Annotated in this window: 22 protein-coding genes and 1 tRNA gene; 10 read left to right on the top strand and 13 right to left on the bottom strand. The window is 66.1% G+C overall.

The window, feature by feature from the left end; all coding sequences use genetic code 11:
• Positions 1-37 precede the first annotated feature (37 nt).
• From ASE30_RS22955 to cadR, 8 genes are all read right to left on the bottom strand, one after another.
• A complete protein-coding gene (locus tag ASE30_RS22955) occupies positions 38-1,009 on the bottom strand; it encodes a FecR family protein (RefSeq protein ID WP_057286573.1) in 972 nt (323 codons plus the stop codon).
• Positions 1,006-1,518 carry a sigma-70 family RNA polymerase sigma factor gene (locus ASE30_RS22950; protein WP_057286572.1) on the bottom strand — a complete coding sequence of 171 codons (513 nt, stop codon included), beginning with the start codon at positions 1,516-1,518 and terminating at the stop codon, positions 1,006-1,008. Before ASE30_RS22950 ends, ASE30_RS22955 begins: the two co-directional genes overlap by 4 nt.
• 84 nt (positions 1,519-1,602) lie before the next feature.
• Positions 1,603-2,196 carry a nitroreductase gene (locus ASE30_RS22945; protein WP_057286571.1) on the bottom strand — a complete coding sequence of 198 codons (594 nt, stop codon included), beginning with the start codon at positions 2,194-2,196 and terminating at the stop codon, positions 1,603-1,605.
• 88 nt (positions 2,197-2,284) lie between these two features.
• Entirely contained in the window at positions 2,285-3,268 is a 984-nt protein-coding gene (locus ASE30_RS22940) for a tripartite tricarboxylate transporter substrate binding protein (protein ID WP_082601691.1), read from the bottom strand.
• A gap of 176 nt (positions 3,269-3,444) precedes the next feature.
• Complete coding sequence (locus tag ASE30_RS22935) at positions 3,445-4,260, bottom strand: enoyl-CoA hydratase (protein WP_057286570.1); 816 nt, start codon at positions 4,258-4,260, stop codon at positions 3,445-3,447.
• Entirely contained in the window at positions 4,257-5,000 is a 744-nt protein-coding gene (locus ASE30_RS22930; protein WP_057286635.1) for a FadR/GntR family transcriptional regulator, read from the bottom strand. The genes ASE30_RS22935 and ASE30_RS22930 overlap by 4 nt, the downstream gene beginning before the upstream one ends.
• Before the next feature lie 68 nt (positions 5,001-5,068).
• Positions 5,069-6,250 carry a CaiB/BaiF CoA-transferase family protein gene (locus tag ASE30_RS22925; RefSeq protein WP_057286569.1) on the bottom strand — a complete coding sequence of 394 codons (1,182 nt, stop codon included), beginning with the start codon at positions 6,248-6,250 and terminating at the stop codon, positions 5,069-5,071.
• Positions 6,251-6,418: 168 nt separating this feature from the next.
• Positions 6,419-6,853: a Cd(II)/Pb(II)-responsive transcriptional regulator gene (gene cadR, locus ASE30_RS22920; protein ID WP_057286568.1), complete on the bottom strand. Its 435-nt coding sequence runs from the start codon at positions 6,851-6,853 to the stop codon at positions 6,419-6,421.
• 101 nt (positions 6,854-6,954) lie between these two features.
• Between cadR and ASE30_RS22915 the strand changes: the two genes are divergently transcribed.
• The 5 genes from ASE30_RS22915 to ASE30_RS22895 all read left to right on the top strand — a co-directional run bounded on the left by ASE30_RS22915 (position 6,955) and on the right by ASE30_RS22895 (position 13,528).
• Positions 6,955-9,258, top strand: coding sequence for a cation-translocating P-type ATPase (locus tag ASE30_RS22915; protein WP_057286567.1), 2,304 nt, complete (start codon positions 6,955-6,957; stop codon positions 9,256-9,258).
• 92 nt (positions 9,259-9,350) lie between these two features.
• Complete coding sequence (locus ASE30_RS22910; protein WP_057286566.1) at positions 9,351-10,250, top strand: helix-turn-helix domain-containing protein; 900 nt, start codon at positions 9,351-9,353, stop codon at positions 10,248-10,250.
• A gap of 130 nt (positions 10,251-10,380) precedes the next feature.
• Positions 10,381-12,066 (top strand): thiamine pyrophosphate-binding protein, encoded by a 1,686-nt coding sequence (locus ASE30_RS22905; protein ID WP_057286565.1) that lies wholly within the window; start codon positions 10,381-10,383, stop codon positions 12,064-12,066.
• An 82-nt stretch (positions 12,067-12,148) separates the two neighbouring features.
• Positions 12,149-13,138, top strand: a complete 990-nt coding sequence (locus ASE30_RS22900; protein ID WP_057286564.1) for a tripartite tricarboxylate transporter substrate binding protein — start codon at positions 12,149-12,151, stop codon at positions 13,136-13,138.
• A gap of 72 nt (positions 13,139-13,210) precedes the next feature.
• Positions 13,211-13,528, top strand: coding sequence for an NIPSNAP family protein (locus ASE30_RS22895; RefSeq protein ID WP_057286563.1), 318 nt, complete (start codon positions 13,211-13,213; stop codon positions 13,526-13,528).
• Positions 13,529-13,562: 34 nt separating this feature from the next.
• Here the strand turns inward: ASE30_RS22895 and speG are convergent, their stop codons facing one another.
• Positions 13,563-14,147, bottom strand: a complete 585-nt coding sequence (gene speG / locus ASE30_RS22890; RefSeq protein ID WP_057286562.1) for a spermidine N1-acetyltransferase — start codon at positions 14,145-14,147, stop codon at positions 13,563-13,565.
• Positions 14,148-14,329: 182 nt separating this feature from the next.
• On the opposite strand from speG, the gene ASE30_RS22885 reads away from it, so the two are divergent.
• Complete coding sequence (locus ASE30_RS22885) at positions 14,330-15,826, top strand: M81 family metallopeptidase (RefSeq protein ID WP_057286561.1); 1,497 nt, start codon at positions 14,330-14,332, stop codon at positions 15,824-15,826.
• A gap of 15 nt (positions 15,827-15,841) precedes the next feature.
• Here ASE30_RS22885 and ASE30_RS22880 read toward each other — a convergent pair whose 3' ends face one another.
• Entirely contained in the window at positions 15,842-16,546 is a 705-nt protein-coding gene (locus ASE30_RS22880) for a riboflavin synthase (RefSeq protein ID WP_057286560.1), read from the bottom strand.
• 111 nt (positions 16,547-16,657) lie between these two features.
• Positions 16,658-18,094 carry an aldehyde dehydrogenase family protein gene (locus ASE30_RS22875; RefSeq protein ID WP_200964468.1) on the bottom strand — a complete coding sequence of 479 codons (1,437 nt, stop codon included), beginning with the start codon at positions 18,092-18,094 and terminating at the stop codon, positions 16,658-16,660.
• A gap of 290 nt (positions 18,095-18,384) precedes the next feature.
• Here ASE30_RS22875 and ASE30_RS22870 point away from each other — a divergent pair, with 290 nt between their 5' ends.
• The 4 genes from ASE30_RS22870 to ASE30_RS22855 all read left to right on the top strand — a co-directional run bounded on the left by ASE30_RS22870 (position 18,385) and on the right by ASE30_RS22855 (position 21,103).
• Positions 18,385-19,188 (top strand): FadR/GntR family transcriptional regulator, encoded by an 804-nt coding sequence (locus ASE30_RS22870; RefSeq protein ID WP_057286558.1) that lies wholly within the window; start codon positions 18,385-18,387, stop codon positions 19,186-19,188.
• Between the two features lie 18 nt (positions 19,189-19,206).
• Positions 19,207-19,989, top strand: coding sequence for a 3-oxoacyl-ACP reductase (locus ASE30_RS22865; RefSeq protein WP_057286557.1), 783 nt, complete (start codon positions 19,207-19,209; stop codon positions 19,987-19,989).
• A gap of 185 nt (positions 19,990-20,174) precedes the next feature.
• Complete coding sequence (gene xth, locus ASE30_RS22860) at positions 20,175-20,957, top strand: exodeoxyribonuclease III (RefSeq protein ID WP_057286634.1); 783 nt, start codon at positions 20,175-20,177, stop codon at positions 20,955-20,957.
• 70 nt (positions 20,958-21,027) lie between these two features.
• Positions 21,028-21,103, top strand: a tRNA-Ala gene (locus ASE30_RS22855).
• 175 nt (positions 21,104-21,278) lie between these two features.
• Here ASE30_RS22855 and ASE30_RS22850 read toward each other — a convergent pair.
• The gene (locus tag ASE30_RS22850; RefSeq protein ID WP_057286556.1) at positions 21,279-22,325 is read right to left on the bottom strand and encodes a nucleotidyl transferase AbiEii/AbiGii toxin family protein; all 1,047 of its coding nucleotides are present in this window, start codon (positions 22,323-22,325) and stop codon (positions 21,279-21,281) included.
• Positions 22,322-23,023: a DUF6088 family protein gene (locus tag ASE30_RS22845; RefSeq protein WP_057286555.1), complete on the bottom strand. Its 702-nt coding sequence runs from the start codon at positions 23,021-23,023 to the stop codon at positions 22,322-22,324. The genes ASE30_RS22850 and ASE30_RS22845 overlap by 4 nt, the downstream gene beginning before the upstream one ends.
• Positions 23,024-23,119 lie beyond the last annotated feature (96 nt).

Genomic DNA, 23,119 nt, shown 5'->3' with positions numbered 1-23,119 from the left:
TTTCAGGAGGTATGTCCAGCGAGGCCGGAAAAAGTGATCATCTTTTTTCGGTGGCGTCCGCGCGCAGGTCGATGTTGACCATCCAGCCGCCTGGCGCACTGACCTCGATGGGCAGCGTCTGGCGCAGCGATTCCAGCGTCCGGTCCGTGTCGTCCAGCGGAAACGCGCCCAGCACGCGCAGCCGGGCGGCGGCAGGGGTGATCCTGATGAACCCGCGCCGATAGGGCCGCAACGCGTCCACCACGGCGCCCAGGGGTTCGTCATGGACGACCAGCATCCCGCTTTGCCAGGCGGCGGCATCCGCCAGCAGCGCATCCGGCTGGCCGAGTCCGTCCGGCCCAAAGCGTACGCCCTCGCCCGCCCGCAAGATCCTGCGCTGCCCGCCCGCGCGCACCTCGACGCTGTGCTCGATCACGCTGGCCACGCTGGAGGCGCCCTCTCGGGCCACGCTGAAGACCGTGCCAAGCGCCTGCACCTCGCCGTCGGCGCTCACGACCATGAAGGGCCGGCTGGCGTCGGGCGCCACGCGCGCGTACACGCCGCCGCTGCGCAGGCGAACCCGGCGCGCCCCGGCACTGAAGTCCAGATCCACGGCGGATCGCGCATTCAGTGTCAATTCGCTGCCGTCCGGCAAGGTATAGATGCGGCGCTCGGCGGTGCCCGTGCGCAGGTCGGCCGTCAGCGTGCGCAACGGCGTCTGGCGGTCGGCAAGGGCCGCCAGGCCGCTGGCGGTGAGCGCCAGCATCAGCATGTTGCGCAACGCGCGGCGCCGGGCCGGCGGCGCCTGCAGCACCGCCCCCGCGGCGCGCCGTTGTCCGCCTTGGCCCAGGGCGTCGAAAGATCCCGTGACGGCGGCGTTCACGGTCTCCCAGGCGGCGGCATGGCGCGGATCGGACTGGCGCCAGCTTTCAAAACGGACCCGGTCCGCCACGGCGACGCTGCCCGAAGACAGCAGCACCATCCAGTCCACGGCCGATTCCAGTTCGGCCGGCAGCACGGGCGCCCTCATGGCGCCAGCCGTGACGCCACGCACAGCGTGATGGCCTGCTTCATGTAGCGTCGCACCGTGATGGCGGAAACGCCGATGCGGGCGGCGATCTCGGCGTAGCTGAGTTCATCGATCTGGCTGTGCAGGAAAGCCTGGCGCGCCTTGCGCGGCAGGCGGTGCAGGACGCTGTCGATATGCATCAGCGCCTCGACCACCAGCGCGCGGCTCTCTTCGCTGGGCGCGCTGGCCTGCGGCAGCGACTGCAGGCTGTCGAGATAGGCGCGTTCCAGGTCGCGCCGGCGCCAGAAGGTGAACAGCGCGCGCTGCGCCAGGGTGGTCAGGAACGCCCGGGGCTCGCGGATCGCTTCGGCCTGGCGGCCCGACAGGATCCGCACGAAGGTATCGTGCGCAAGATCGGCGGCGTCTTCGCGGCACCCCAGCCTGCGCCGCAGCCACGTCTGCAGCCAGGAGTGATGGGTTTCATACAGCTCGGCAGCGGCGTGCTCCGTGGGCTGCGCGGATGAGGACATAACAAGGCGCCAAGCTAATTAACAATAAGAATTATTGTCATTTATTGCCTGGCGCGCAAGCGCGATGGCCAACCGCCAGCCGGCTCAGACCGGCCCGGTCCACTCCGTGACGAATTCGCGGTAGTCCGGCCGCTTGGCCGGGGGCACCGCGCAAGCCGGCGTGCCCACCGCCAGGAAGCCCAGGAAGCGGTAATCCAGCGAGTCCAGGCCCAGCGCGTTCTGCACGTCTTCGGCGTAGGTGCCCATGCCCGTGCTCCAGAACGCGGCGTAGCCCAGCATGTGGACGGCGTTCAGCATGTTCATGGTGGCGCAGCCGGTGGCCAGCAACTGCTCCTGCTCCGGAATCTTGGTGTTGCCATGCGCGATCTTCTGCGCCACGGCGATGAACAGCGGCACGCCGGCCATCCATTCGCGCACCGATTTTTCCTTTTCCGGCGTCATGCGCGGATCGCCGCTGCGCTTGACGGCGTCCAGCGCCACGTCCGCCAGCTTGCCGATGGCCTCGCCCTGGATCACGACGAAACGCCATGGCCGCAGAGCGCCGTGATCGGGGGCCGACATGGCGGCCTGCAGGATCTGTTCGAGTTCGTCGGGCTTGGGCGCCGGCGCCCGCAGGAATTTGAAGGAACGGCGCGTGTTCAGGGCATGCAAGGGCGTGGCGGTCTGGGATACGGTCATTGATTCAGGCGCAAATGGGAAAGAAACAGATTCTCATAGTACGCCAAGTCCCTTCCCCGCCCGCGCCATCTCCACGCGGGGCCAGAGGTCATTCAATCTGGATGTTCACTTCCTTGATGACCGTCGCCCACCGCGCCAGTTCCGCGTTGACGAACTGGCCCAGCTCCGCCGGGCTGCTTGCGCCGGGGGTCGCGCCTTCGCCCTTGAAGCGGGTTTGCAGGGCCGGCATGGCCAGGGCCCGGGCGACTGCCTTGTTCAGCACATCAACGACGGCGTCTGGCGTGCCCTTGGGTGCCATCAGCGCGTTCCACGTGTTGATCTCGTAGCCCTTGAACGAGGTCGTTTCGGCGACGGTGGGCACATCCGGCAGTTCGGTCGAACGCTCGCGCGTGGTGACGGCAAGGGCACGCAGGCTGCCGGCCTTGACCTGAGGCAGCGCCGCCGGCAGGGTCGCGAAGCTGAACTGCGTTTCGCCGCTCATGACCGAGGAATTGGCCAGCGCGCCGCCGCGATACGGCACGTGCTGAATCGTCACGTGCGCTTCCGAGGCGAACATGGCGCCCGCGACGTGAACCGGAGAACCGTTGCCGCTGGACGAGTAGTTCAGGTCGCCCGGCTTGGCGCGCGCCAGCTCGACCAGGTCAGCCACGGACTTGACGGGAAGCTTGGGATTTGCAACCAGCACCAGCGGAATCGACGCGATCATGCTGACCGGCGTGAAGCCGCCCACGGGATCGTATCCCAGCGACTTCCTGTACACGGCCGGATTGATGCCATGGCTGGACACGGTGGCCATGAACAGGGTGTAGCCGTCGGGCGCGGCCTGCTGCACCGCGGCCGCGGCGATATTGCCAGCGGCGCCGGCCTTGTTCTCGATGATGATGGGCTGCTTGAGCTCCTTGCTGAGCTGTTCGCCGAGCGCCCGCGCCAGGATGTCGGTCGTCCCGCCCGCGGAGTAGCCCACGATGATGCGGATCGGCTGGCTGGGGTAGCCGCCCTGGGCATGAGCCGGCGCCGTAGCGCATGCCCATGCCAGTCCGGCCAGCGCCAATTTCAGGGTAGTCGTTTTCATATCTGTCTCCTCGTCGCCGCGCTTGCCTGCGCGATCTGTGGCTTCGCCTTCCGGGGAATCGGGGCGGATGCCGGGGGAACCGGAACGAAGCCGGATTCAAGACGCAGCCGTCCCCGGGCCGCGCCGGGAAAGCGCGGTCCTGGAACCTGCGTGGGGAATCCGGCCTGGCGCCGGAATCAGGTGCCGGTGAAAACCGGCGCTCTTTTCTCCGCGAACGCCTTGCGGCCTTCGCGATAGTCGTTGCTTTCGAAACACTCCATGACCAGACGGCGCATGCCTTCCACGTCGACCTCGGGCCCGAGCTGCTGCATCTGACGGATCATCCGTTTACCGGCGCGCAACGTCAGCGGCGCATTGGCCTGGATCTGGGACAGCATCTTGTCCAGCACCGCGGGCAATTCCTCGGCGGGCGCCACCTTGCTGAGCAGGCCCAGGTCCTTGGCCTCTTGCGCCGTATAGCGCGCTGCCGTCAGGAAGATCTCCAGTGCATTGGCCGGGCCGACCGCCGTGACCAGGTTGCGGATCGCGGTCAACCGATAGCCCAGCCCCAGCTTGCCCGCGGGGATCGCGAACGAACTGCCTTCCGACGCCAGCCGGATATCGCAGCACAAGGCAATGTTCAAGCCGCCACCGATGCAATAGCCCTGGATGTACGCCAGTGTCGGCTTGTCGTAGTCGTAGAGCGCCAACTGCGCCGCCTCGGCGACGACCTCGTAGGCCTGGACCGCCTCTTCGCCGCTACGCAAGGTATCGAACTGCGAAATGTTCGCGCCGCTGACGAACGCCTTGCCACCCGCTCCCTGCAGCACCACCGCGCGGATCTCCGGATCCTGTCCGAACGCCTTCAGCACGACCGGAATGGCTTCCCACATCGCATACGAAACGGCGTTGTGCCGCTGCGGATCGTTGAATGTCAGCCAACCCGCCGCGCCGCGCTTTTCAGCCACGATGTGATCGGTGATCTCGCCCTGCAGGATGCGTTGGATGTTCACGGTTGCTTTCCTTGTATGACTGTCTGGTGTCTTTGAATGCCGTTGGTCAGGTGCGTGCGCATGGCCTGTCGCGCCGCATCGCTGTCGCCCGCGGCGATCGCATCGAAAATCAGGTGGTGCTCGCGCTCGATCTCAGCCACGCGTTCAGTGCCGGCGCTGGTGTAGCGCAGCGTGCGCACGGCGCCGCGGAACACGTGCCGCAGGTGCGCGAGCAACCGGACAAAATAAGGATTGTTGGTCGCCTCGCCCACCGCCATGTGGAAGTCGAGCGCATGGTCGGCGCCCGCCTGCCAGTCATTGCCGGCGGCGTCGACCTTCAACAGGGCCTGTCGCAGGGTCTCGATCTGCTCGGGCTTGCGATGCAGCGCCGCTTGCGCGGCCGCGCCCGACTCCAGTTCGACCCGCAGCCAGAAAATATGCGCCAGCGGCTCGGGCTGCAGCAGGTCCTCGGGCGCAATCTCGAAATTGCGCGTGCCCATGTCCAGCGCCACGAAGGTGCCCACGCCGCGCCGGGTGTCCACGTACCCCGACAGCTTCAGGCGGGCGATCGCTTCGCGCACGACATTCCGGCTGACCGCGAACATCTGGGCCAGTTCGAATTCCGTGGGCAGGCGCTGGCCCGGCTCGAACTCGCCCGAGACGATCTTCTGGCGAATCTGCGCCGCGATCTCGTCGGGCAGATTGTCAGGACGTCCCAGGCTGGAAAAAACCTGGTCGGTGGCGGTGGAAGTGGCGTTCATCATGGGGCGGGCTCCGTCGGGGCCGCCCTGTTTCCGGCGGCCATGGCGGCGATATTAGCCTTCTCGCGTCAGATCACGCCGTCCTGGGCCAGCTGCCGCAGGTCGGCCGGCGCCAGACCGAGCATGCCGCCGTACACGTCGCCGTTGTGCTCGCCCCGCTCCGGCGCGGGCGCCATCTCGCCCGGCCCGGTCCGGCTCAGGATCATCGGCTGCCCCACCACCGAAATCGGCCCCAGGCCGGGATGCTGGATCTGGCGGCTGAGATTCAGGTGCCGCACCTGTGGGTCCTCGAAAGTCTGGTCCATGCCCAGGATCGGGCCGCAAGGCACGCCCTGTTCGTTCATCAGCGCAATCCACTCAGCCGTATTGCGCGTCGCGGTGCGTTCGCCGATGGCGGCGTTCAGCGCGGCGCGATTGCGCGCGCGTAGCGGCACCGTCAGGAATCGTTCGTCTTCGATCAGACCGGGGATCTCAAGCACCCGGCACAGGCGCGCATAGATGTCGTTGCCCATGGCGGCGATATTCATATAGCCGTCCCGGGTGGGAAACACGCCCGTGGGGCTGCTGGTGGGATGATCGTTGCCGCTCTGACCCGGGACCTCGCCGTTCATCAGCCAGCGCATCGCCTGGAAATCCATCATCCAAACCTGCGACTGCAGCAGCGACGTCTGGACCCACTGCCCCTGACCCGAGACTTCGCGTTCCAGCAGCGCAATGAAGATGCCGATTGCGCAGAACAGGCCCGAGGTCAGGTCGGCGATGGGAATCCCTGCCCGCATCGGGCCGCGGCCGGGCTCGCCGGTCACGGACATCAAACCGCCGATTCCCTGCGCGATCTGGTCCAGGCCCGGACGAGTGGCGTAGGGGCCATCCTGCCCGAAGCCCGATACGCTGGCATAGACGATGCGCGGATTGACCTTGCGCAGTGACTCGTAGTCGATGCCCAGCTTGAACTTCACGTTGGGGCGATAGTTTTCAACCACCACATCGGCCTGGCGCACCAGGTCCAGAAACAGCGCCCGCCCCTGGGGATGCTTCAGGTTCAGCGTCACGCTGCGCTTATTGCGGTGCGTGTTCTGGTAATCGGCGAACTGCGCGGAACCGCCGGGCTTGTCGTCCTGCTCGTCGCCGGGTTCCTCGATCTTGATGACCGTGGCGCCCCAATCCGCGAACTGGCGCACCGCGGCCGGCCCGGAACGCACTCGGGTCAGGTCCAGAACCGTGAACCGGCTCAGAGGTTTTGATTCCATGCTTGTCTGCCTCGCATCTTCTTGACCGGAACGGTGACCGATGAAAACCGGCGCCTTCCGTCATTTGTTGGATGTTGGACATCTTACATGCCAAGATGAGGCAAAACAATCCACCGATCCGTTGTAAACGGATCGGGGTTTCCCTAGTAGGCTGGCTTGGCCGGGCTTTCAGCCCAGGTGCGTGTGCCGCTCCTGGCGCTCTTCAACCTGCATTTCGCTCAGGCCATGCAGGATGCCGCAGTCTTCCGTGTCGGGCCTGGCGGACAGGCAGCGCTGGCGCAATTCTCCAAGCTGGGCCTTCAACTGCGTGAGTTCCGCGATGCGGGCGTCGACGTGCGCGATATGTTCGTCGAACAGTTCGTTGATGGGGCCGCAACCCGTCTGGTGATTGTCCGCCAGGGACAGGATGGCGCGGATCTCGTCCTGCGTCATATCCAGCGCCCTGCAATTGCGGATCAGGCGCAGCCGCTCCAGGTGAGGCTGCCCGTAGCTGCGGTAGTTGTTCAGCCCCCGGTCCGGTGCGGGAAGCAGCCCTTCCTTTTCGTAATACCTGACGGTTTCGACCGTGGTGCCGGCCGCCGTCGCCAATTCGCCGATACGCATCGTTGTCTCCCGGATCGAATCCGAATGATTGAGGGGGGTTGACCCTATAGTAACTCCAAGGTGTTCAATTGCCACATCAGCTTATTTGAAGGTGTGGGACGATGTCTTTACCTACGGTCAAACAACATGAACATCGCACCGCCGAACAGGGCGGCGCCTGCTGCGGCGGCGGACATGCGCAGGAACCGGTAGCCCACGGCGGCACGGCCTGCTGCGGCCACGACCACGCCGCGCAAGACCTCGGCGTATCCGGCGCGGGCGCCGCGACGCTGGCGGCCGGCCCCGGCCAGGTGCTGGCGCGCCTGCGCATCGGCCAGATGGACTGCCCCACCGAAGAAACACTGATCCGCAAGAAGCTGGACGGGGTGGACGGCGTGCATGCGCTGGACTTCAACCTGATGCAGCGGGTCCTGACGGTGGTGCACGCCGAGGGCGCGCTGGACCGCATCATCGCCGCGATCAAGTCGCTGGACATGACACCGGAACCGCTGGCCGACGGCGCCCCGGGCACGCCCGCCCCGGCGGCCAAGACCGTGAACTGGTGGCTGATCGGCGGCGCGGGCGTGCTGGCCGCGCTGTCCGAAATCTCGCATTTCGCGCAGGCGCCGCTGGCCTTGACCGCCGCGCTGGCCGTGGCGGCCATCCTGGCTTGCGGCGTCAGCACCTATCGCAAGGGCTGGATCGCGATACGCAACGGCAACCTGAACATCAACGCCCTGATGAGCATCGCCGTCACGGGCGCGGTGCTGATCGGCCAATGGCCCGAAGCCGCCATGGTGATGTTCCTGTTCAACGTGGCCGAGCTGATCGAAGCCCGTTCGCTGGACCGCGCGCGCAACGCCGTGCGCGGCCTGCTGGACCTGGCGCCGGAAACCGCCACCGTCCGCCAGGCCGACGGCAACTGGATGGAAGTGCCCGCCGCCAGCCTGCAGGCGGGCGACATCGTGCGCGTGCGGCCCGGCGAACGGATCGCCGCCGACGGCATCGTCGTGAGCGGCAGTTCCGCCGTGGACCAGTCCCCCATCACCGGCGAAAGCCTGCCCGTCGAAAAGGGCCAGGACGATCCCGTTTTCGCGGCCACCGTAAACGCGGCCGGTTCCTTTGAATACCGCGTCACCGCGGCGGCCGGCAACACCACGCTGGCGCGCATCATCCACGCCGTGGAGCAGGCGCAAGGCGCGCGCGCGCCGACCCAGCGCTTCATCGACCGCTTCTCGCGCATCTACACGCCCGCCGTGGTGGGCGTCGCGCTGCTGGTGGCCGTCGTGCCGCCGCTGCTGTGGAACCAGCCCTGGTTCGACGCCATCTACCGCGCGCTGGCGCTGCTGATCATCGCCTGCCCCTGCGCCCTGGTGATTTCCACGCCGGTCAGCATCGTCAGCGGCCTGACCGCGGCATCGCGCCGCGGCATCCTGGTCAAGGGCGGCGTCTACCTGGAAGAAGGCCGCAACCTGAAATGGCTGGCGCTGGACAAGACCGGCACGCTCACGCACGGCAAGCCCGTCCAGACCGACCTGCAGGATTGGGATGCGCCGGAACAGCTCAGCCACCCCGCCGCGCTGATCGCGGCCAGCCTGGCGGCCCGCTCCGACCATCCCGTATCGCTCGCCGTGGCCAACGCGGCGCGCGCGGCCGGCCACGAACTGCTTGACGTGCAGGCCTTCACCGCCCTGCCCGGCCGCGGCGTCAGCGGGCAGGTCGACGGCGTGACCTATCAGCTCGGCAACCGCCGCCTGATGCGCGAGCTGGGCGTCGCCAGCGACAGGCTGGAAGCCCGCCTGGACGAATGGGAGCGCCAAGGCAAGAGCGCCATCGCCCTGACCGACGGCAGCCGCGTGCTGGCGCTGGCCGCGGTGGCCGATACGGTCAAGCCCAGCAGCGCCGCGGCCATCGCGGACCTGCACACGCTGGGCGTGCGCACGCTGATGCTGACGGGCGACAACACGCACACTGCCCAGGCCATCGCGCAACAGGTCGGCATCGACGAAGCCCGTGGCGACCTGTTGCCGGAAGACAAGCTGGCGGCTATCGAGAGCAAGCTGGCGCCGGACGTCCGCGTCGGCATGGTGGGCGACGGCATCAACGACGCGCCCGCGCTTGCCCGCGCCGACATCGGCTTTGCCATGGGCGCGGCCGGCACGGGCACGGCCATCGAAACGGCCGACGTGGCCCTGATGGACGACGACCTGCGCAAGATCGGCACCTTCCTGCGCCTGTCGCGCGCCACGCACCGCGTGCTGATCCAGAACATCGCGCTGGCCCTGGGCATCAAGGCCGTGTTCCTGGCCCTGGCCATGACGGGCAACGCGACCCTGTGGATGGCGGTGTTTGCCGACGTGGGGGCCAGCCTGCTGGTGGTGGCCAACGGCTTGCGGCTGCTGCGGGCCGCGCCGGCTGGCCACTGACACGGCCGGCCCGGGCTTGCGGGGTCGGCGGCGTTTGCCTTTATGATGGCGAAAAATAGAGCCGCCACGCGCGCGGTCAAGGAGACTCCCGCTTGTCCGCAGGCACGAATTCGCCCTACCCCGAACCGTTTCCCACCTTTGAATCCTCGGATTTTTCGGGCGAGGGTTCGTTCTACTTCGATCTTGTGCGCCTGGAAGACCGCGACGACATCCCGCGCGGTTTTCTGCACCGGCACAACTACTACCATCTGCTCTGGATGAGCGAAGCGCACGGCACGCACATGCTGGACTTCGAGCAACACGAAGTGCGCGACCACTCGGTTTTCTTTCTGTCGCCCGGCCAGATCCACGCCTGGACATCCTCGGTCAAGCCGCGCGGCTATGTGTTGAACATCAGCACGGACTTCTTCGCCCACATGTTCCCGCGGGCGGACGACATCGCCAAATTTCCCTTCTTCCATGTGGCGGGAGGCTCGCCCGCCCTGTATCTCACGCGTGAGCAGCATGACGGCATGCTGCCGCTGCTGGATGAAATCGAACGCGAAACCCGCGACCGCCAGACCGGGCGTTTCGACGTGGTGCGCTCCTATCTGCTGATTCTGCTGACGCAGCTGCGCCGGCTCTATCCGGCCGACGAGCGCGAAGCCGCCGCCGGCCCCAGTTATTCGCTGGCCAAGCGGTTCACCATGCTGATCGAGGAACACTATCTGGATTTCGGGGCCGTCCGCCAGTACGCCGATGCGCTGTGCGTAAGCGAACGCCAGCTCAACGAGGCGGTCAAGCGCAGCGTCGGGCGCACCGCCAGCCAGTTGGTGCAGGAGCGCATCGCGCTCGAAGCCAAGCGCTTGCTCAGCAATACGGCCATGGGCATCGCCGAAATCGCGTTTCAGCTCAATTTCGAGGATCCGGCCTACTTCGCGCGCTTCTTCAAGAAGCGCACCGGCTGCACGCCGGGCGATTTCCGCAAGAAGCACTACCGCCCGATCGAATGACGGCCGCGCCGGGCAGATCCGCGAAAAAGTACAACACAAGCTCCGATCTGTCCTAACGCGCCCGCCGCCGGGCTGCGTAAAGTTCATCCGAACTCAACCCCCGCCGCCTTGCGGCCTGATTGAAACTGCGATGAACGACACCCCAACCTTGATGACGGGCGGCCAGCATGTGGTGCGCGCGCTGCTGGAACACGGCGTGGACACCGTTTTCGGTGTTCCCGGAGAAAGCTATCTGGATGTGCTGGACGCGCTGTACGCCGAACAGGACCGGATACGCCTGGTGTCCTGCCGCCACGAGGGCGCGGCCGCCTTCATGGCCGAGGCGCACGGCAAGCTGACGGGCCGGCCCGGCATCTGCATGGTCACGCGCGGCCCCGGCGCAACCAATGCCAGCATCGGCGTGCAGACGGCGTTTCAGGATTCCACGCCGCTCATCGTGCTGGTGGGCCAGGTCGGCAGCGACATGGTCGAGCGCGAAGCGTTTCAGGAAATCGACTACCGCCGCATGTTCGGGCAGTTCACCAAATGGGTGGCGCAGATCGACAGCGCGGCGCGCGTCACCGAATACATGAACCGCGCCTTCTCGGTGGCGATGTCGGGCCGGCCGGGTCCCGTCGTGCTGGCGCTGCCCGAGGACATGCTGACCGAATCGGCCTTTGCGCAGTCTTGCGGCACGATACAGGTTCCACACGCCCACCCCGCGCCCGAGGCGCTGGCCAGCATGCGCGCCTTGCTGGCCGGCGCGCAGCGGCCGCTGATGATCGTGGGCGGCTCGGGCTGGACCGACGCGGGCCTGGACAACCTGACCCGCTACGCCAGCCTGAACGGCCTGCCGGTGGCGTGTTCGTTCCGCCGCCAGGATCTGTTCGACAACCATCATTCGCAGTACGTGGGCGAAGTGGGCATCGGCGTGAACCCCGAACTGGCCGACGCCGTGCGCCGCGCCGACGTGATCCTGGCGGTGGGCGCGCGCCTGGGCGAAATGGTGACCGGCGGCTATACGCTGCTGCAGTCTCCCGTGCCCAGGCAGACCTTGATCCATGTGCTGGCCAGCCCCGAAGAGCTGGGCCGCGTGTACCAGCCCGCGCTGAAAATACAGTCGGACCTGAACGCCTTTGCCGATCAGGCCGCCGGACTCGGACCGCTGAATGCCATCCCCTGGCGCGGCTGGCTGGACGGGCTGCGCCAGAGCTACCTGCGCTACACGGAGCCGCCCGCGACCGAGCTGCGCATGGACCCCGCGCGCGTCATCACCGCCTTGCGCGAGCGCCTGGATCCGCGTGCCATCCTGACCAACGGCGCCGGCAACTACAGCGCCTGGGCGCATCGCTACTACCGATTCAGCCATCCTCGCACCCAGCTTGCGCCCACCAGCGGCGCCATGGGCTACGGCGTGCCTGCCGCCATCGCGGCCAAGCTGCGCCATCCCGACCGCCAGGTGGTCTGCCTGGCCGGCGACGGCTGCTTCCTGATGACCTCGCAAGAACTGGCCACCGTCAAACAGCATCGCCTGGCCGTCGTCTTCATCGTGTTCAACAACGGCATGTACGGCACGATCCGCATGCACCAGGAAGTGAACTACCCCGGCAGGACCATCGGCACGGACCTCTGCAACCCCGACTTCGTGGCCTATGCGGAATCGTTCGGCGTGCCCGCCGAACGCGTGGCCCGGCACGACGACTTCGAGCCCGCCCTGGCGCGTGCGCTGGACAGCGGCTCGCCCTATCTGATCGAACTCAGCCTAGACCCCGAGGTGATTACGCCGCGGGCCACCCTGACAAGCCTGCGCGACAAAGCGCGCCTTGCCGCATCCTGAAGCCCGGGAGCGGATTGCCGCGCGCCGTCCCGAAGGATGGCGCCCGGCGCCCCCATAAAAATATCCAACACTGGAGAGAGACATGAACAATCCCCTGCTTCCCCTGCGACGGCTGACGGCGGCCGCGGCACTGGCCGTGGCATCCGTGGGCGCGGCCGCGTCCGCCGCCGCCGCCGACTACCCCGATCGGCCCCTGCGCATCATCGTGCCCTTCGCCGCGGGCGGTGCCACCGACGTGATCGCGCGCACCGTGGCGCAATCCATGTCCACCCGCCTGGGCCAGCCGGTGGTGGTGGAAAACAAGGCAGGCGCCAATGGCAATATCGGCGCCGTGATGGCGGCGCGATCCGAGCCGGACGGCTATACCTTGCTGATGGCCACGTCCAGCCATGCCATCAACGCCACGCTCTATCACAAGCTGGACTACAGCCTGACACGCGACTTCGCGGGCCTGTCGAACCTGGCGTCCGTGCCCCTGCTGCTGGTGGTGAACCCGTCGGTGCCGGCCAAGACGCCGGAAGAACTGGCCGCCTACGCGAAGGCCAACGGCAACCGCGTGAACTATGCATCGGGCGGCACCGGCACCGCATCGCACCTGGCGGGCGCCCAGTTCAATTCGCTGGCCGGCGCGGAGATGACGCACGTGCCATACAAGGGCGGCTCGCAAGCCTTGAACGATCTCATGGGCGGCCAGGTGCAGATCATGTTCGCCAACCTGCCCGAGGTGCTGTCGCAGGTGCAGGCCGGCCGCTTGACGCCCATCGCCGTGACCGGCACGCAGCGCCACGCGTCCCTGCCCAACGTGCCGGCATTTTCCGAAACGCCCTACCCCGCCATGAACGCGCGTTCGTGGTTCGGCCTGTTCGTGCCCGCCGCCACGCCGGCGCCCGTGGTGGAAAAGCTGTCCCAGGCGATCACCCAGGGCGTGGCCGATCCCGCCGTGCAGGACAAGCTGAAGGGACTGGGCGCCGATCCGGTCGGCGACGGCCACGCCGCCTTCCAGCAGTACGTGAACCAGGAAGTGGCGCGCTGGAGCACGCTGGTGAAGCAGTCCGGCGCCACCGCCGATTAGCGCCCGAGCCCCTGACAGGGGCCGCGTTCGGGCCCCGACGAATTTCCGCAACACCCATATCAAGGATGCACCATGCTTTACGACGTACGAACCTACACCTGCCGCGCCGGCACCATCAAGAAGCACCTGGCGCTCTATGCCGAGCATGGCTATGAGGTGCAAAGCCGCCACCTGGGCAAGCCCCTGGCCTACATGCAGACCGAGACGGGCAACGTCAACAGCTACATGCACATCTGGGTCTATGACAGCGCCGCCGACCGCGACGCCAAGCGCCGCGCGCTGCAGCAGGATCCTGCCTGGGCGGGCTACCTTGCCAAGAGCGCGGACGCGGGCTACCTGATCAGCCAGGAGAACCGGCTGATGACGCCCACGGCGTTCTTCAAGCCCTGATCCTCGCCCGCGCCGCCGGACACGGCGGGCGGCCTCAGCCCGTCTGTTCTTCCTGCGGCCAGTCGCGCAGCACGGGCGCGTCCGGCGCGCCCGGCCCGACATCGCGCAAGTGCTCGTGTTGCAGCAGGGCCATGCGGTAGGCGTCGCGATAGGCGCCGTTGGAAAAGAATTCTTCCTTCAGCAGCCCTTCTATCTGAAAGCCGCAGCGTTCGTACACGTGCACGGCGGCGGTATTGTCCTTGTCGACCACCAGGTAGACCTTGTGCAGGTTCAGCACCCGGAACGCATAGCCCACGGCGATCCGCGTCGCCGCCTTGGCGTAGCCGCGGCCCTGGTAGCTGGGCGCGATGATGATCTGGAATTCGGCGCGGCGGTGGATGTAGTCGATCTCGACCAGCTCGACCAGGCCGGCGGGCTGGCCGGTGTCGTGTTCGATGATGAAGCGCCGCTCGTTCTGGTCGTGCAAGTGGCGGTCATACAGGGCGACCAGTTCGTCGTAGGCCTCGTAGGGCTCTTCGAACCAGTAACGCATGATGACGTCGTTATTGTTGATCTTGTGCACGAAGTGCAGATCGCCACGCTCGAGGGGGCGAATTTTGATATCGGATATCGCCGACATAGGTACCTCCGAAGGTGGCTTCATTGTATGCCGGGAGGAAGACGCAATCCGCGTTGTCCCTGAGTGCGCATGCGCTGGCGCGGGGGCCTCGGCGCGTCGCATACACGGTATCCTGGGCGGCACGGTCCAAGCCTCTCCGATCCGCGCCCCTGCGTCCGCATTCCGCCCCACAGGAAAAAATCATGCATATTCTGGTCGCTGGTTTCCAGCATGAAACCAACACCTTCGCCCCGTCCAAGGCGGGCTACGAGAACTTCGTCCGCGGCGAGGGCTTTCCCGCCATGGTGCGCGGCAAGGACATGCTGGCGCTGCGCGAGGTCAACATCCCGGCCGGAGGCTTCATCAACGCCGTGATGGAACAGGGCCATACCGTTGACACGGTAATCTGGGCGGGCGCCAGCCCGTCGGCCCACGTGACCCGCGACGCCTACGAGCGCATCGCCGGCGAAATCCTCGACGCGGCGCGGGCCGGCGGCTACGACGCCATCTATCTGGACCTGCACCGCGCGATGGTCACCGAACACCTGGACGATGGCGAGGGCGAACTGCTTGCCCGCGTGCGCCAGATCGCGGGGCCGGACGTGCCGGTCGTCGCCAGCCTGGATCTGCACGCCAACGTCACCGGTCAAATGCTGCGGGAAGCAGACGGCCTGGTCGCGTTCCGGACGTATCCGCATGTGGACATGGCCGACACCGGCGTGCAGGCCGCGCGCCTGCTGCTGGCCCGCATCCAGGCGGGCGGGCAATGGGTCCGGCGCGAACGCAGGCTGCCCTTTCTCATTCCGATCAACGGCATGTGCACCATGCTGCAGCCGTCGCATGGCGTCTACGACATGCTCGCGCGCCTGGAGCAGACGCCGGGCGTCGCGTCCATCTCGTTCGCGCCGGGATTCCCGGCGGCGGATTTTCCGGAGTGCGGACCCGTCGTGTGGGCCTACGGCACGGACGCCGCCGCCGTCGAACGGGTGACCGAATCGCTACATACCCGCGTGCTGGAGCTGGAGCCGGAATGGTCGCCTGACTTCCTGGAACCCGCCGAGGCCGTGCGCCGCGCGCAGGCCCTGGCAACCGGCGCCTCGCGCCCGGTGGTCATCGCCGACACGCAGGACAATCCCGGCGCGGGCGGCGACGCCAACACCACGGGCATGCTGCGCGCGCTGGTGGCCGCCGACGCGCAAAATGCGGCGCTGGGCCTCTTCTATGATCCCGAGGCGGTGCGCCAGGCCACGGCCGCGGGGGTGGGCGCCACGGTGCGGCTGAGCCTGGGCGGGCAGTCCGGCGTGGCGGGCGATGCCGCCTTCGATGGCGAGTTCATCGTCGAAACGCTGTCGCCCGGCAAGCTGCGCTTCGATGGGCCGATGATGCACGGCATGGATGTGGACCTGGGCGCCGTCGCGGGCCTGAGGATCGGCGGCGTGCGGATCGTGGTCAGCGCCAGCAAGGCGCAGATGCTGGACCGCAACCTGTTCCGCGTGGGCGGCGTGCAGCCCGAGGAAATGTCGATACTGGTGGTGAAGAGTTCGGTGCATTTCCGCGCGGACTTCCAGCCCATCGCGCACGAGGTGCTGGTGGCCAAGGCGCCGGGGCCCATGCAGGCCGATCCCGCCGACCTGCCCTGGACCCGTCTGCAGCCGGGGATCCGCATGCGGCCGCTGGGGCGGGCCTTCGCGGCGCGCTGAGCGCGGCGGCAATGCCTACTTCAGCTTGCCCTGCGGACTGACAAAGTCTTCCAGCGTCAGTCCCTTTTCCTTGAGTATCGCCTCCAGCAGGGGCTGCAGCCTGCCCAGGCTTTCCTGGACGGTTTCGCGCACCGTATCGACCATCACCTGGGTGCTGCGTTCGATCTCGATATTGACGGAATCGCCCGCCTGCTTGTCCTCGAAGACGGTCATGCGGCGCGTTTCGGGAATCAGCCAGACCTCGAACCAGCCCTCGGCGCGGTTGACCTCCGATACCGTCAGGCTGGCGCCGTTGATGGCGATGTAGCCCTTGGCGAACACATACTTGCGAAAGGCCTCGGGGATGCTGAAGCGCATCAGGCGGTTGGTGTCCGACGACTTCACCATGAGCACTTCCGACGTGAAGTCCACGTGGCCCGACAGGGGATGCCCGCCGATCTCGGCGCCGTCCCTGGCCGCGCGTTCCACGTTGGCGCGGTCGCCTTCGGCGTAGCTGCCCAGGGTGGTGATGGCCAGGCTTTGCTGCATGACATCGAAGGTAGCCTGATTTTCCGACAGGATTTCGGTGACGGTCAGGCAGACGCCGTCGGTCGACACGCTGGCGCCGATGGCCAGGTCAACGCAGAAACCAGGGGGGAAATCCAGCGTGAAGGTGCGCAGGCCTTCGCGATCCGCGATCTTCGCGATTGTCGCGGTGCCTTGAACAATACCGGTGAACATACGGATCCTGAATGCGGGGCGGCAGGCCCCAAAAGCAAAACATCAACGTTAACCGATATTTTGCCAGGGACCGCCGCGCCGCGCCGGGCGGCCGGGCCGCCCCGGCGCGCCTCAATGCTTGATCGCGATGGTCTTCAGGCTGGTGAAGCCGTACAGGGCCTCGAAGCCCTTTTCGCGGCCGTAGCCCGACTGGCGCGAACCGCCAAACGGCAGCTCCACGCCGCCGCCCGCACCGTAGTTGTTGACGAACACCTGGCCTGCGCGCAGCTTGCGGGCCAGGCGCATCTGGCGGCCGCCGTCGCGCGTCCACACGCCGGCCACCAGGCCGTACAGCGTGCCGTTGGCGATTTGCAGCGCCTCTTCCTCGGTGTCGAACACCATGGCGGCCAGCACCGGGCCAAACACTTCTTCCTGCGCCAGACGGCTGTCGGGCGGCACGTCGCGGAACAGCACGGGCGGCTGGTAGAAGCCCGAATCCGGCGTGCCGTCCTTGAGCTTGCCGCGCGCGGCGACTTTCATGCCTTGCGCTTCCGCTTCCGCCAGGAAGCCGCGCACGCGGTCATGCTGGCGGGCGTTGATCAGGGGACCGACGTCCAGGTCGGCGGCGGCGGGGCCAGTAACCGTAGCCGCGAACGCGTCGGACAGGCGCCTGAGCACGGTCTCGTACACGCCGCGCTGGATCAGCACGCGGCTGCCGGCCGAGCACGTCTGGCCGGCGTTCTGGATGATGGCGCCCAGCAGCACCGGCATCGCGGCGTCCAGGTCGGCGTCATCGAACACGATCTGCGGCGACTTGCCGCCCAGTTCCAGCGTGACGGGCACGTGGTTTTCGGCGGCGGCGTGGGCCACCATCTTGCCCGTCTGCGGCGAACCGGTGAACGAAATATGGTCGATGCCGGGATGCGCGGACAGCGCGGCGCCCGCTTCATGGCCGTAGCCCGTGACGATGTTCAGGGCGCCGGCGGGCAGGCCCACTTCGGCGGCGATCTCGGCCAGCTTCAAAAGCGACAGGCAGGCGTCTTCGGCGGGCTTGACCACGCAGGCATTGCCCGCCGCCAGCGCCGCGCCGACGCTGCGGCCGAAGATCTGCAAGGGGTAGTTCCAGGGCACGATGTGGCCGGTGACGCCATGCGCCTCACGCACCGTCAGCACGGTAAAGCCCGGCGTATAGGGAATGGTCTCGCCGTGCAGCTTGTCCACCGCGCCGGCGTAGAACTCGAAATAGCGCGCCACGGCGGCGGCGTCGGCGCGGGCCTGCTTGATTGGCTTGCCCGCGTCGGCCGATTCCAGTTGCGCCAGCTCTTCCTGGCGGTCCAGCAGGGCGAAGGCGATCTTCATGAGCAGTCGGCTGCGAACCGCGGGCGCCATCTGGCCCCACTCGCCCTCGAACGCCTGGCGGGCGGCCTGCACGGCGCGGTCCACATCGGCCTGGCCCGAGCGCGCAATGGCTTCGAACGGCTTGCCATCGGACGGGTTCAGGACGGGAATGGTTTCACCGGTGGCGGCGGCCACCCATTGGTTGGCGATAAAGTTCTTCTGAGTCACGATGCGCGGAGTAAAGTAGCGGCCGGACGGCCGGTTGGGGGGAATTTGCGGGTCTCCAGACGCCTCCGGCGGCTGGGCCGGTTGCGCCGCCAGCGCGTCGTGCGCGGGCTTTGTGGTTTGATGCCAAGGTACGGGAGCCCCCCGGAACTTGTCAATTGGATTGACAGCTTTTATCCCAAGCTTCAGGATATTTTTCTGGATGATCGGGTTATCCCTAGTAATTCAGGGGCTTGCCGCCCCGCGGGTTTGTCATGCGGAATGACAAGCCCGTCCCCATCGACCAGGAGCAGCCGATGAGCAATGTGCGTGACCCGCAGCTTGAATCGCTGCTGGCGGCCGCCAGCCGCCCCCGTCCGGAACTGGACGTGCTGGCCGAAGTGGCGTCCGGCCTGGGCTATGTGCGCGCCGAGCGCTTTGCCGAACGTGTCTACGAAAGCCTGTTCTATGCGATCGCCACCGGCAAGATCGCGCCCGGCAACAAGCTGCCGACGGAACTGGAACTGGCCGCGCTGTTCGAAGTGTCGCGGCCCGTGGTCCGCCAGGCGCTGGACCGGTTGCGCGAAGATCAGCTGGTGGATTCGATCCGCGGATCCGGCACCTATGTGCGGGCCAAGCCGGACCTGATGGGCGGCATGCCCGCCGTGGACCCGGCGCGCCGGGTCGGCCACATCCTCGAAGGCCTGGAACTGCGCATGGTGATCGAACCCGAATGCGCCTACCTGGCCGCCCTGCGCCGCCCCCCCGACGATCTGCACGAAATGGACCGCATGCTGACCGGCTACGAAGAGGCCGACGCGTCCGGCGCCATCGCGCACCATCACGACTACGGGTTTCACCGCGCCATCGCCGCCGCCACCAGCAACCAGCGCTTCGTGCAGGTGCTGAAGTCGCTGGAGTACGACGTCAGCCACGCGGTGAACGTCATGCGCCACCTGGTGCACAGCGAACCCTGGAAGCGCACCCGCGCCGCCATCGACGAACACCGCCATATCTATGGCCTGATCCGCGATCAGGACGCCGAGGGCGCGCGCAATGTCATGCGCGCCCATATTGAAAAAGCCCGCAGCCGCATGCTCAACAGCGGCTCGGAACATTGAGCAGGAAGCCGTCAATTCATGTCATCGCAACGCCCCCAACTGAATCTGGACCAGCAACTCGTCATCGTCACCGGCGCCAGCCGCGGCCTGGGCGCCGCTATCGCGCAAGCCTTCCTGCGTGAAGGCGCCAAGGTCGTCATCAACTACCTGAACAGCGCCGACCGCGCGCAAGCTCTGGCGGCCACGGCGCCGGACCGTGCGCTGGCCATACAGGCCGACGTGCGCGACGCCACCGCCGTCGCCGCGATGGTCGCACAGGCCAGCCAGCACTTCGGGCTGCCGGTCAGCACCGTCGTCAACAACGCCCTGCCCGCCTTCCAGTTCAACGGCGACGCGCGTCCCCACGCCGACACGCTGAGCTGGGCGCACATGAACGCGCAACTCGAAGGCAGCGTGCGCGCCGCGCTCAACACCACGCAGGCCGTCCTGCCCGGCATGCGCGCCGCCGGCGGCGGACGCATCATCAACGTAGGCACGAACCTGGTTCAGAACCCCGTGGTGCCCTACCACGACTACACCGCCGCCAAGGCCGCGCTGCTAGCCTTCACCCGCACCCTGTCGCATGAACTGGGCGCGGACGGCATCACCGTCAACATGGTGTCGGGCGGCCTGCTGCGCACCACGGACGCGTCGGCCGCCACGCCGGACGCCGTCTTCGACATGATCGCCGCCGGCACCCCGCTGCGCGAAGTCACCACGCCGGCGCAATTCGCCGACGCGGTGCTGTTCTTCGCCTGCCCGTGGTCGCGCGCCGTGACGGGCCAGAACCTGATCGTCGACGGCGGGCTGGTCAAGGGCTGAGAAGCCCCTGGCCCGCCATGCTGTTGGGTGCGGGCGGCGGGCGCTTCTTGGCCACGGTATCATCTGGCCTTATTCCCGGCGCAGCGCCAACCCCGCCCCGAATGCGTCGCCAGATGCGTAGCCAGGCCGGAGCGCCGGAAGGCAGCAGCCCCGAGAACCGCATTCATAAACGGTCTATCAAGAACATGAAACTCGCCACCTGGAACGTGAACTCCCTGAACGTACGCCTGCAGCAGGTCCTGGACTGGCTGGCCGCCAATCCTGTCGACGTGCTGTGCATCCAGGAGCTCAAGCTCACCGACGACAAGTTCCCCGAAGCCGCCTTCACCGAAGCCGGCTATCACGCCGTCTGGGCCGGCCAGAAAACCTATAACGGGGTAGCCATCATTTCGCGCGTGCCCGGCACGTCGATGGTGCGCAACATTCCCGGCTACGAAGATCCCCAGCAGCGCGTGCTGGCGCTGACCTTCCCCAGCCCCGAGGGCGACGTGCGCGTCGTCTGCGCGTATTGCCCCAACGGCCAGTCCGTGGGGTCGGACAAGTACGCCTACAAGCTGGAATGGTTTGAAGCCATGCGCCGTTGGCTTGCCGACGAGATCAAGCAATTCCCCCGGCTGGCCGTGCTGGGCGACTACAACGTCGCGCCCGCCGACGAGGACGTGCACAACCCCGAAAAGTGGGAAGGCCAGGTGCTGGTGTCGGAACCCGAGCGCCAGGCGCTGCGCGATCTGCTGGAGCTGGGGCTGACCGATTCCTTCCGCCTGTTCGAGCAGCCCGAAAAATCCTTTAGCTGGTGGGATTACCGCCAGTTCGCGTTCCGTCGCAACGCCGGCCTGCGCATCGACCATGTGCTCTTGTCGGCCCCGCTGGTCAAACGCTGCGTGGCCTGCACCATCGACAAGGAACCGCGCCGCAACGAACAGCCCTCGGACCACGCCCCGGTCATCGCCACCCTGGAATTCGCCTGATCAACTTAGTTTTTTGGACGTGTTGCGCAGGCTAGGACGATTCCTGTATATTCTTGATCTTGCTTGATTTGGGGCGGTAGCTCAGCTGGGAGAGCGTCGCGTTCGCAATGCGAAGGTCGGGAGTTCGATCCTCCTCCGCTCCACCAAAATTCCAGACGGAAAAGCCTTGGGACACAACGTGTTCCAAGGCTTTTTTGTTTCTATGGGCTTGATTCATTGGCATAGCGGCTAGTGCTATCTCCACAGCACAGCATCTGACCAGCGATTTTCGGTAACCCGTGGGGCTTCAAGTTGTGGGCCCCACTCCCCGCAAAACCCAAATCACGCTCTCAGCACATTGAGCCGGTGTTCCAACGCATCAATGGCGTGTAATACCTCATTCATCTCGGGCAGCGATCCGAAGATCATTCCTCCCATCGCCACGTAATCGCGCACGAGCGCTTCGCTCATAGGCGGCGACGGCGCCAAGGTGAAAGAACCGCTCTCCGCCGTGTCCAGCCCCAGGTCGGCGCTACCGAAAAACAACCTAGCGTGTTGCGCGCAGTCCTGTGCCAGGCCTTGGTTGGCCAACCAAGCCGCTACGTCAGAATGCTGCAATAGACGGTAGACGTCGTAATAGTGCCGCGAGACACGCTGCCCGCCCTGGCGTAGTTTCCCCCGTCGATCATGCCACTGGCGCAGTCCGTGCAAGATGATGATCTTGTCCCAGAAAGTACGCTCGGGTTTAACAGTCGTGACATTGCGCACGGCCATGTCGAGATCGGATAGATCATCGGCGACATAGGGGATGACGGTGGCCGCTTCGTGCGGGTCCAGCGCGGACTTGGCACCTGCCTCGATCTTCACGGCGGAACGTATGTAGTCACCTGGTGCAGCCGCCACAGCGGGATACCAAAACAGTAGCGTCTGCTGGTCGGGATCGTCAGGGTCCAATTCCACACGGAAGCCGTCGACAGGGATGACCCCCGCCGCGATCTCTTTCAGTTGCACCGCCATGACCTCAGCAATGTACCTGTGACAGGCGGCACGAATGCGATCAAGACGAATGCGCCGCTGCTTGCCGCTCAAAGCGTCAAGTTCCGAGGTTTCAATCGGTTCGCCGATATCTTGGCGAAATACCGTAACGTCTATGTCCTCGGAAAACCGCGAAATTAATCCAAAAGACTTGGATAGCGACGTTCCCCCTTTGAACAACAATCGCGGCCCACCAGGAGGAAGACCATTAAACAACGCATCCAGAACCCAACACACCCAGAAGTCTTTTTCGACATTCTGAATCGCTGTCCCCAGGCGGGTAGTCGTTGTCAAGAACAGGCCGCGGCGCTCATCATCACTCGCCTGGATGACCGTGCGGAAATTCGGATTCATGCCAAGGTCTCGTCGCGTGGATGGCGCTTGGTAGAAGAGACATCCACTGATGGCTCGGTCTCTCCAGTTTGTAGGGCGCAGCCCGGCAATTCGCGGACTATGCCCTGCATCCATGCGGGCAACGTGTTGAAACCCGCCAACAGGTCCTGGCGGATGGCGTCTCCCTGAGCTGGGTCGTCCAGCAACGCAGATAACCGCTTGAGGATGTTGGGCCTATTCGTGGGTAACGTGTCCTTGAGCCAGTGCAGCGCCTGTACGACACGCATGGCCGGCCGGCCGGCCCAATACAAACGGCTCGGGGCCGTCAGCTTGAACTGGATCACCAACTTGTCGAGCTGAATCGCGCGTCGACGCGCATCCGTATGAATCGTGACGTGCGCGGGCACCGCATCGGTCAGCCCGAGGTCGTTAGCGGCCGTCATGCCATCGACCAGCAAACGCAATTGATCGCGGCGTGCGATCGCATCCACGACCGCACGATAGTCCGGCGCTACCGGCTTCTTGGTCAGGCTGTTGATCTTGGGGCGGTCATACAGTCCGCGGTCGATGCGGCGCAACTGCCCAGCGGCGGCAAGGCGTTGCAGCGCCTTGTCTACAGCGTCACGGCTGCCAAGATGGGCGAAGTCGGCCGGTCCGCATACTTGGCCGGAGCCGCCCGCGTCCATATAAGTCACGATCTGCGTTTTGACATCGTTCATGGGGCACCTTTGTCCGATATTTGTATATCTTTTTCGGACTTGAGGCAAATCTGTCCGAAATTTGACTACAAATATCGGACAAACTGACCAAAATAG

The sequence above is a fragment of the Achromobacter sp. Root83 genome (assembly GCF_001428845.1).
Lineage (GTDB): Bacteria > Pseudomonadota > Gammaproteobacteria > Burkholderiales > Burkholderiaceae_B > Achromobacter.
This window is presented reverse-complemented; position numbering and strand designations above follow the sequence as displayed.

What these genes read in the sequence shown, in the direction of transcription:
- ASE30_RS22930 (WP_057286635.1), bottom strand. Translation starts at nt 5,000, where the DNA reads ATGAACGCCACTTCCACCGCCACCGACCAGGTTTTTTCCAGCCTGGGA.
- ASE30_RS22925 (WP_057286569.1), bottom strand. Translation starts at nt 6,250, where the DNA reads ATGGAATCAAAACCTCTGAGCCGGTTCACGGTTCTGGACCTGACCCGA.
- speG (WP_057286562.1), bottom strand. Translation starts at nt 14,147, where the DNA reads ATGTCGGCGATATCCGATATCAAAATTCGCCCCCTCGAGCGTGGCGAT.
- ASE30_RS22865 (WP_057286557.1), top strand. Translation starts at nt 19,207, where the DNA reads ATGTCATCGCAACGCCCCCAACTGAATCTGGACCAGCAACTCGTCATC.
- ASE30_RS22905 (WP_057286565.1), top strand. Translation starts at nt 10,381, where the DNA reads ATGAACGACACCCCAACCTTGATGACGGGCGGCCAGCATGTGGTGCGC.
- ASE30_RS22885 (WP_057286561.1), top strand. Translation starts at nt 14,330, where the DNA reads ATGCATATTCTGGTCGCTGGTTTCCAGCATGAAACCAACACCTTCGCC.
- ASE30_RS22915 (WP_057286567.1), top strand. Translation starts at nt 6,955, where the DNA reads ATGTCTTTACCTACGGTCAAACAACATGAACATCGCACCGCCGAACAG.
- ASE30_RS22900 (WP_057286564.1), top strand. Translation starts at nt 12,149, where the DNA reads ATGAACAATCCCCTGCTTCCCCTGCGACGGCTGACGGCGGCCGCGGCA.
- ASE30_RS22940 (WP_082601691.1), bottom strand. Translation starts at nt 3,268, where the DNA reads ATGAAAACGACTACCCTGAAATTGGCGCTGGCCGGACTGGCATGGGCA.
- ASE30_RS22895 (WP_057286563.1), top strand. Translation starts at nt 13,211, where the DNA reads ATGCTTTACGACGTACGAACCTACACCTGCCGCGCCGGCACCATCAAG.
- ASE30_RS22850 (WP_057286556.1), bottom strand. Translation starts at nt 22,325, where the DNA reads ATGAATCCGAATTTCCGCACGGTCATCCAGGCGAGTGATGATGAGCGC.
- ASE30_RS22945 (WP_057286571.1), bottom strand. Translation starts at nt 2,196, where the DNA reads ATGACCGTATCCCAGACCGCCACGCCCTTGCATGCCCTGAACACGCGC.
- ASE30_RS22870 (WP_057286558.1), top strand. Translation starts at nt 18,385, where the DNA reads ATGAGCAATGTGCGTGACCCGCAGCTTGAATCGCTGCTGGCGGCCGCC.
- cadR (WP_057286568.1), bottom strand. Translation starts at nt 6,853, where the DNA reads ATGCGTATCGGCGAATTGGCGACGGCGGCCGGCACCACGGTCGAAACC.
- ASE30_RS22955 (WP_057286573.1), bottom strand. Translation starts at nt 1,009, where the DNA reads ATGAGGGCGCCCGTGCTGCCGGCCGAACTGGAATCGGCCGTGGACTGG.
- ASE30_RS22880 (WP_057286560.1), bottom strand. Translation starts at nt 16,546, where the DNA reads ATGTTCACCGGTATTGTTCAAGGCACCGCGACAATCGCGAAGATCGCG.
- xth (WP_057286634.1), top strand. Translation starts at nt 20,175, where the DNA reads ATGAAACTCGCCACCTGGAACGTGAACTCCCTGAACGTACGCCTGCAG.
- ASE30_RS22950 (WP_057286572.1), bottom strand. Translation starts at nt 1,518, where the DNA reads ATGTCCTCATCCGCGCAGCCCACGGAGCACGCCGCTGCCGAGCTGTAT.
- ASE30_RS22845 (WP_057286555.1), bottom strand. Translation starts at nt 23,023, where the DNA reads ATGAACGATGTCAAAACGCAGATCGTGACTTATATGGACGCGGGCGGC.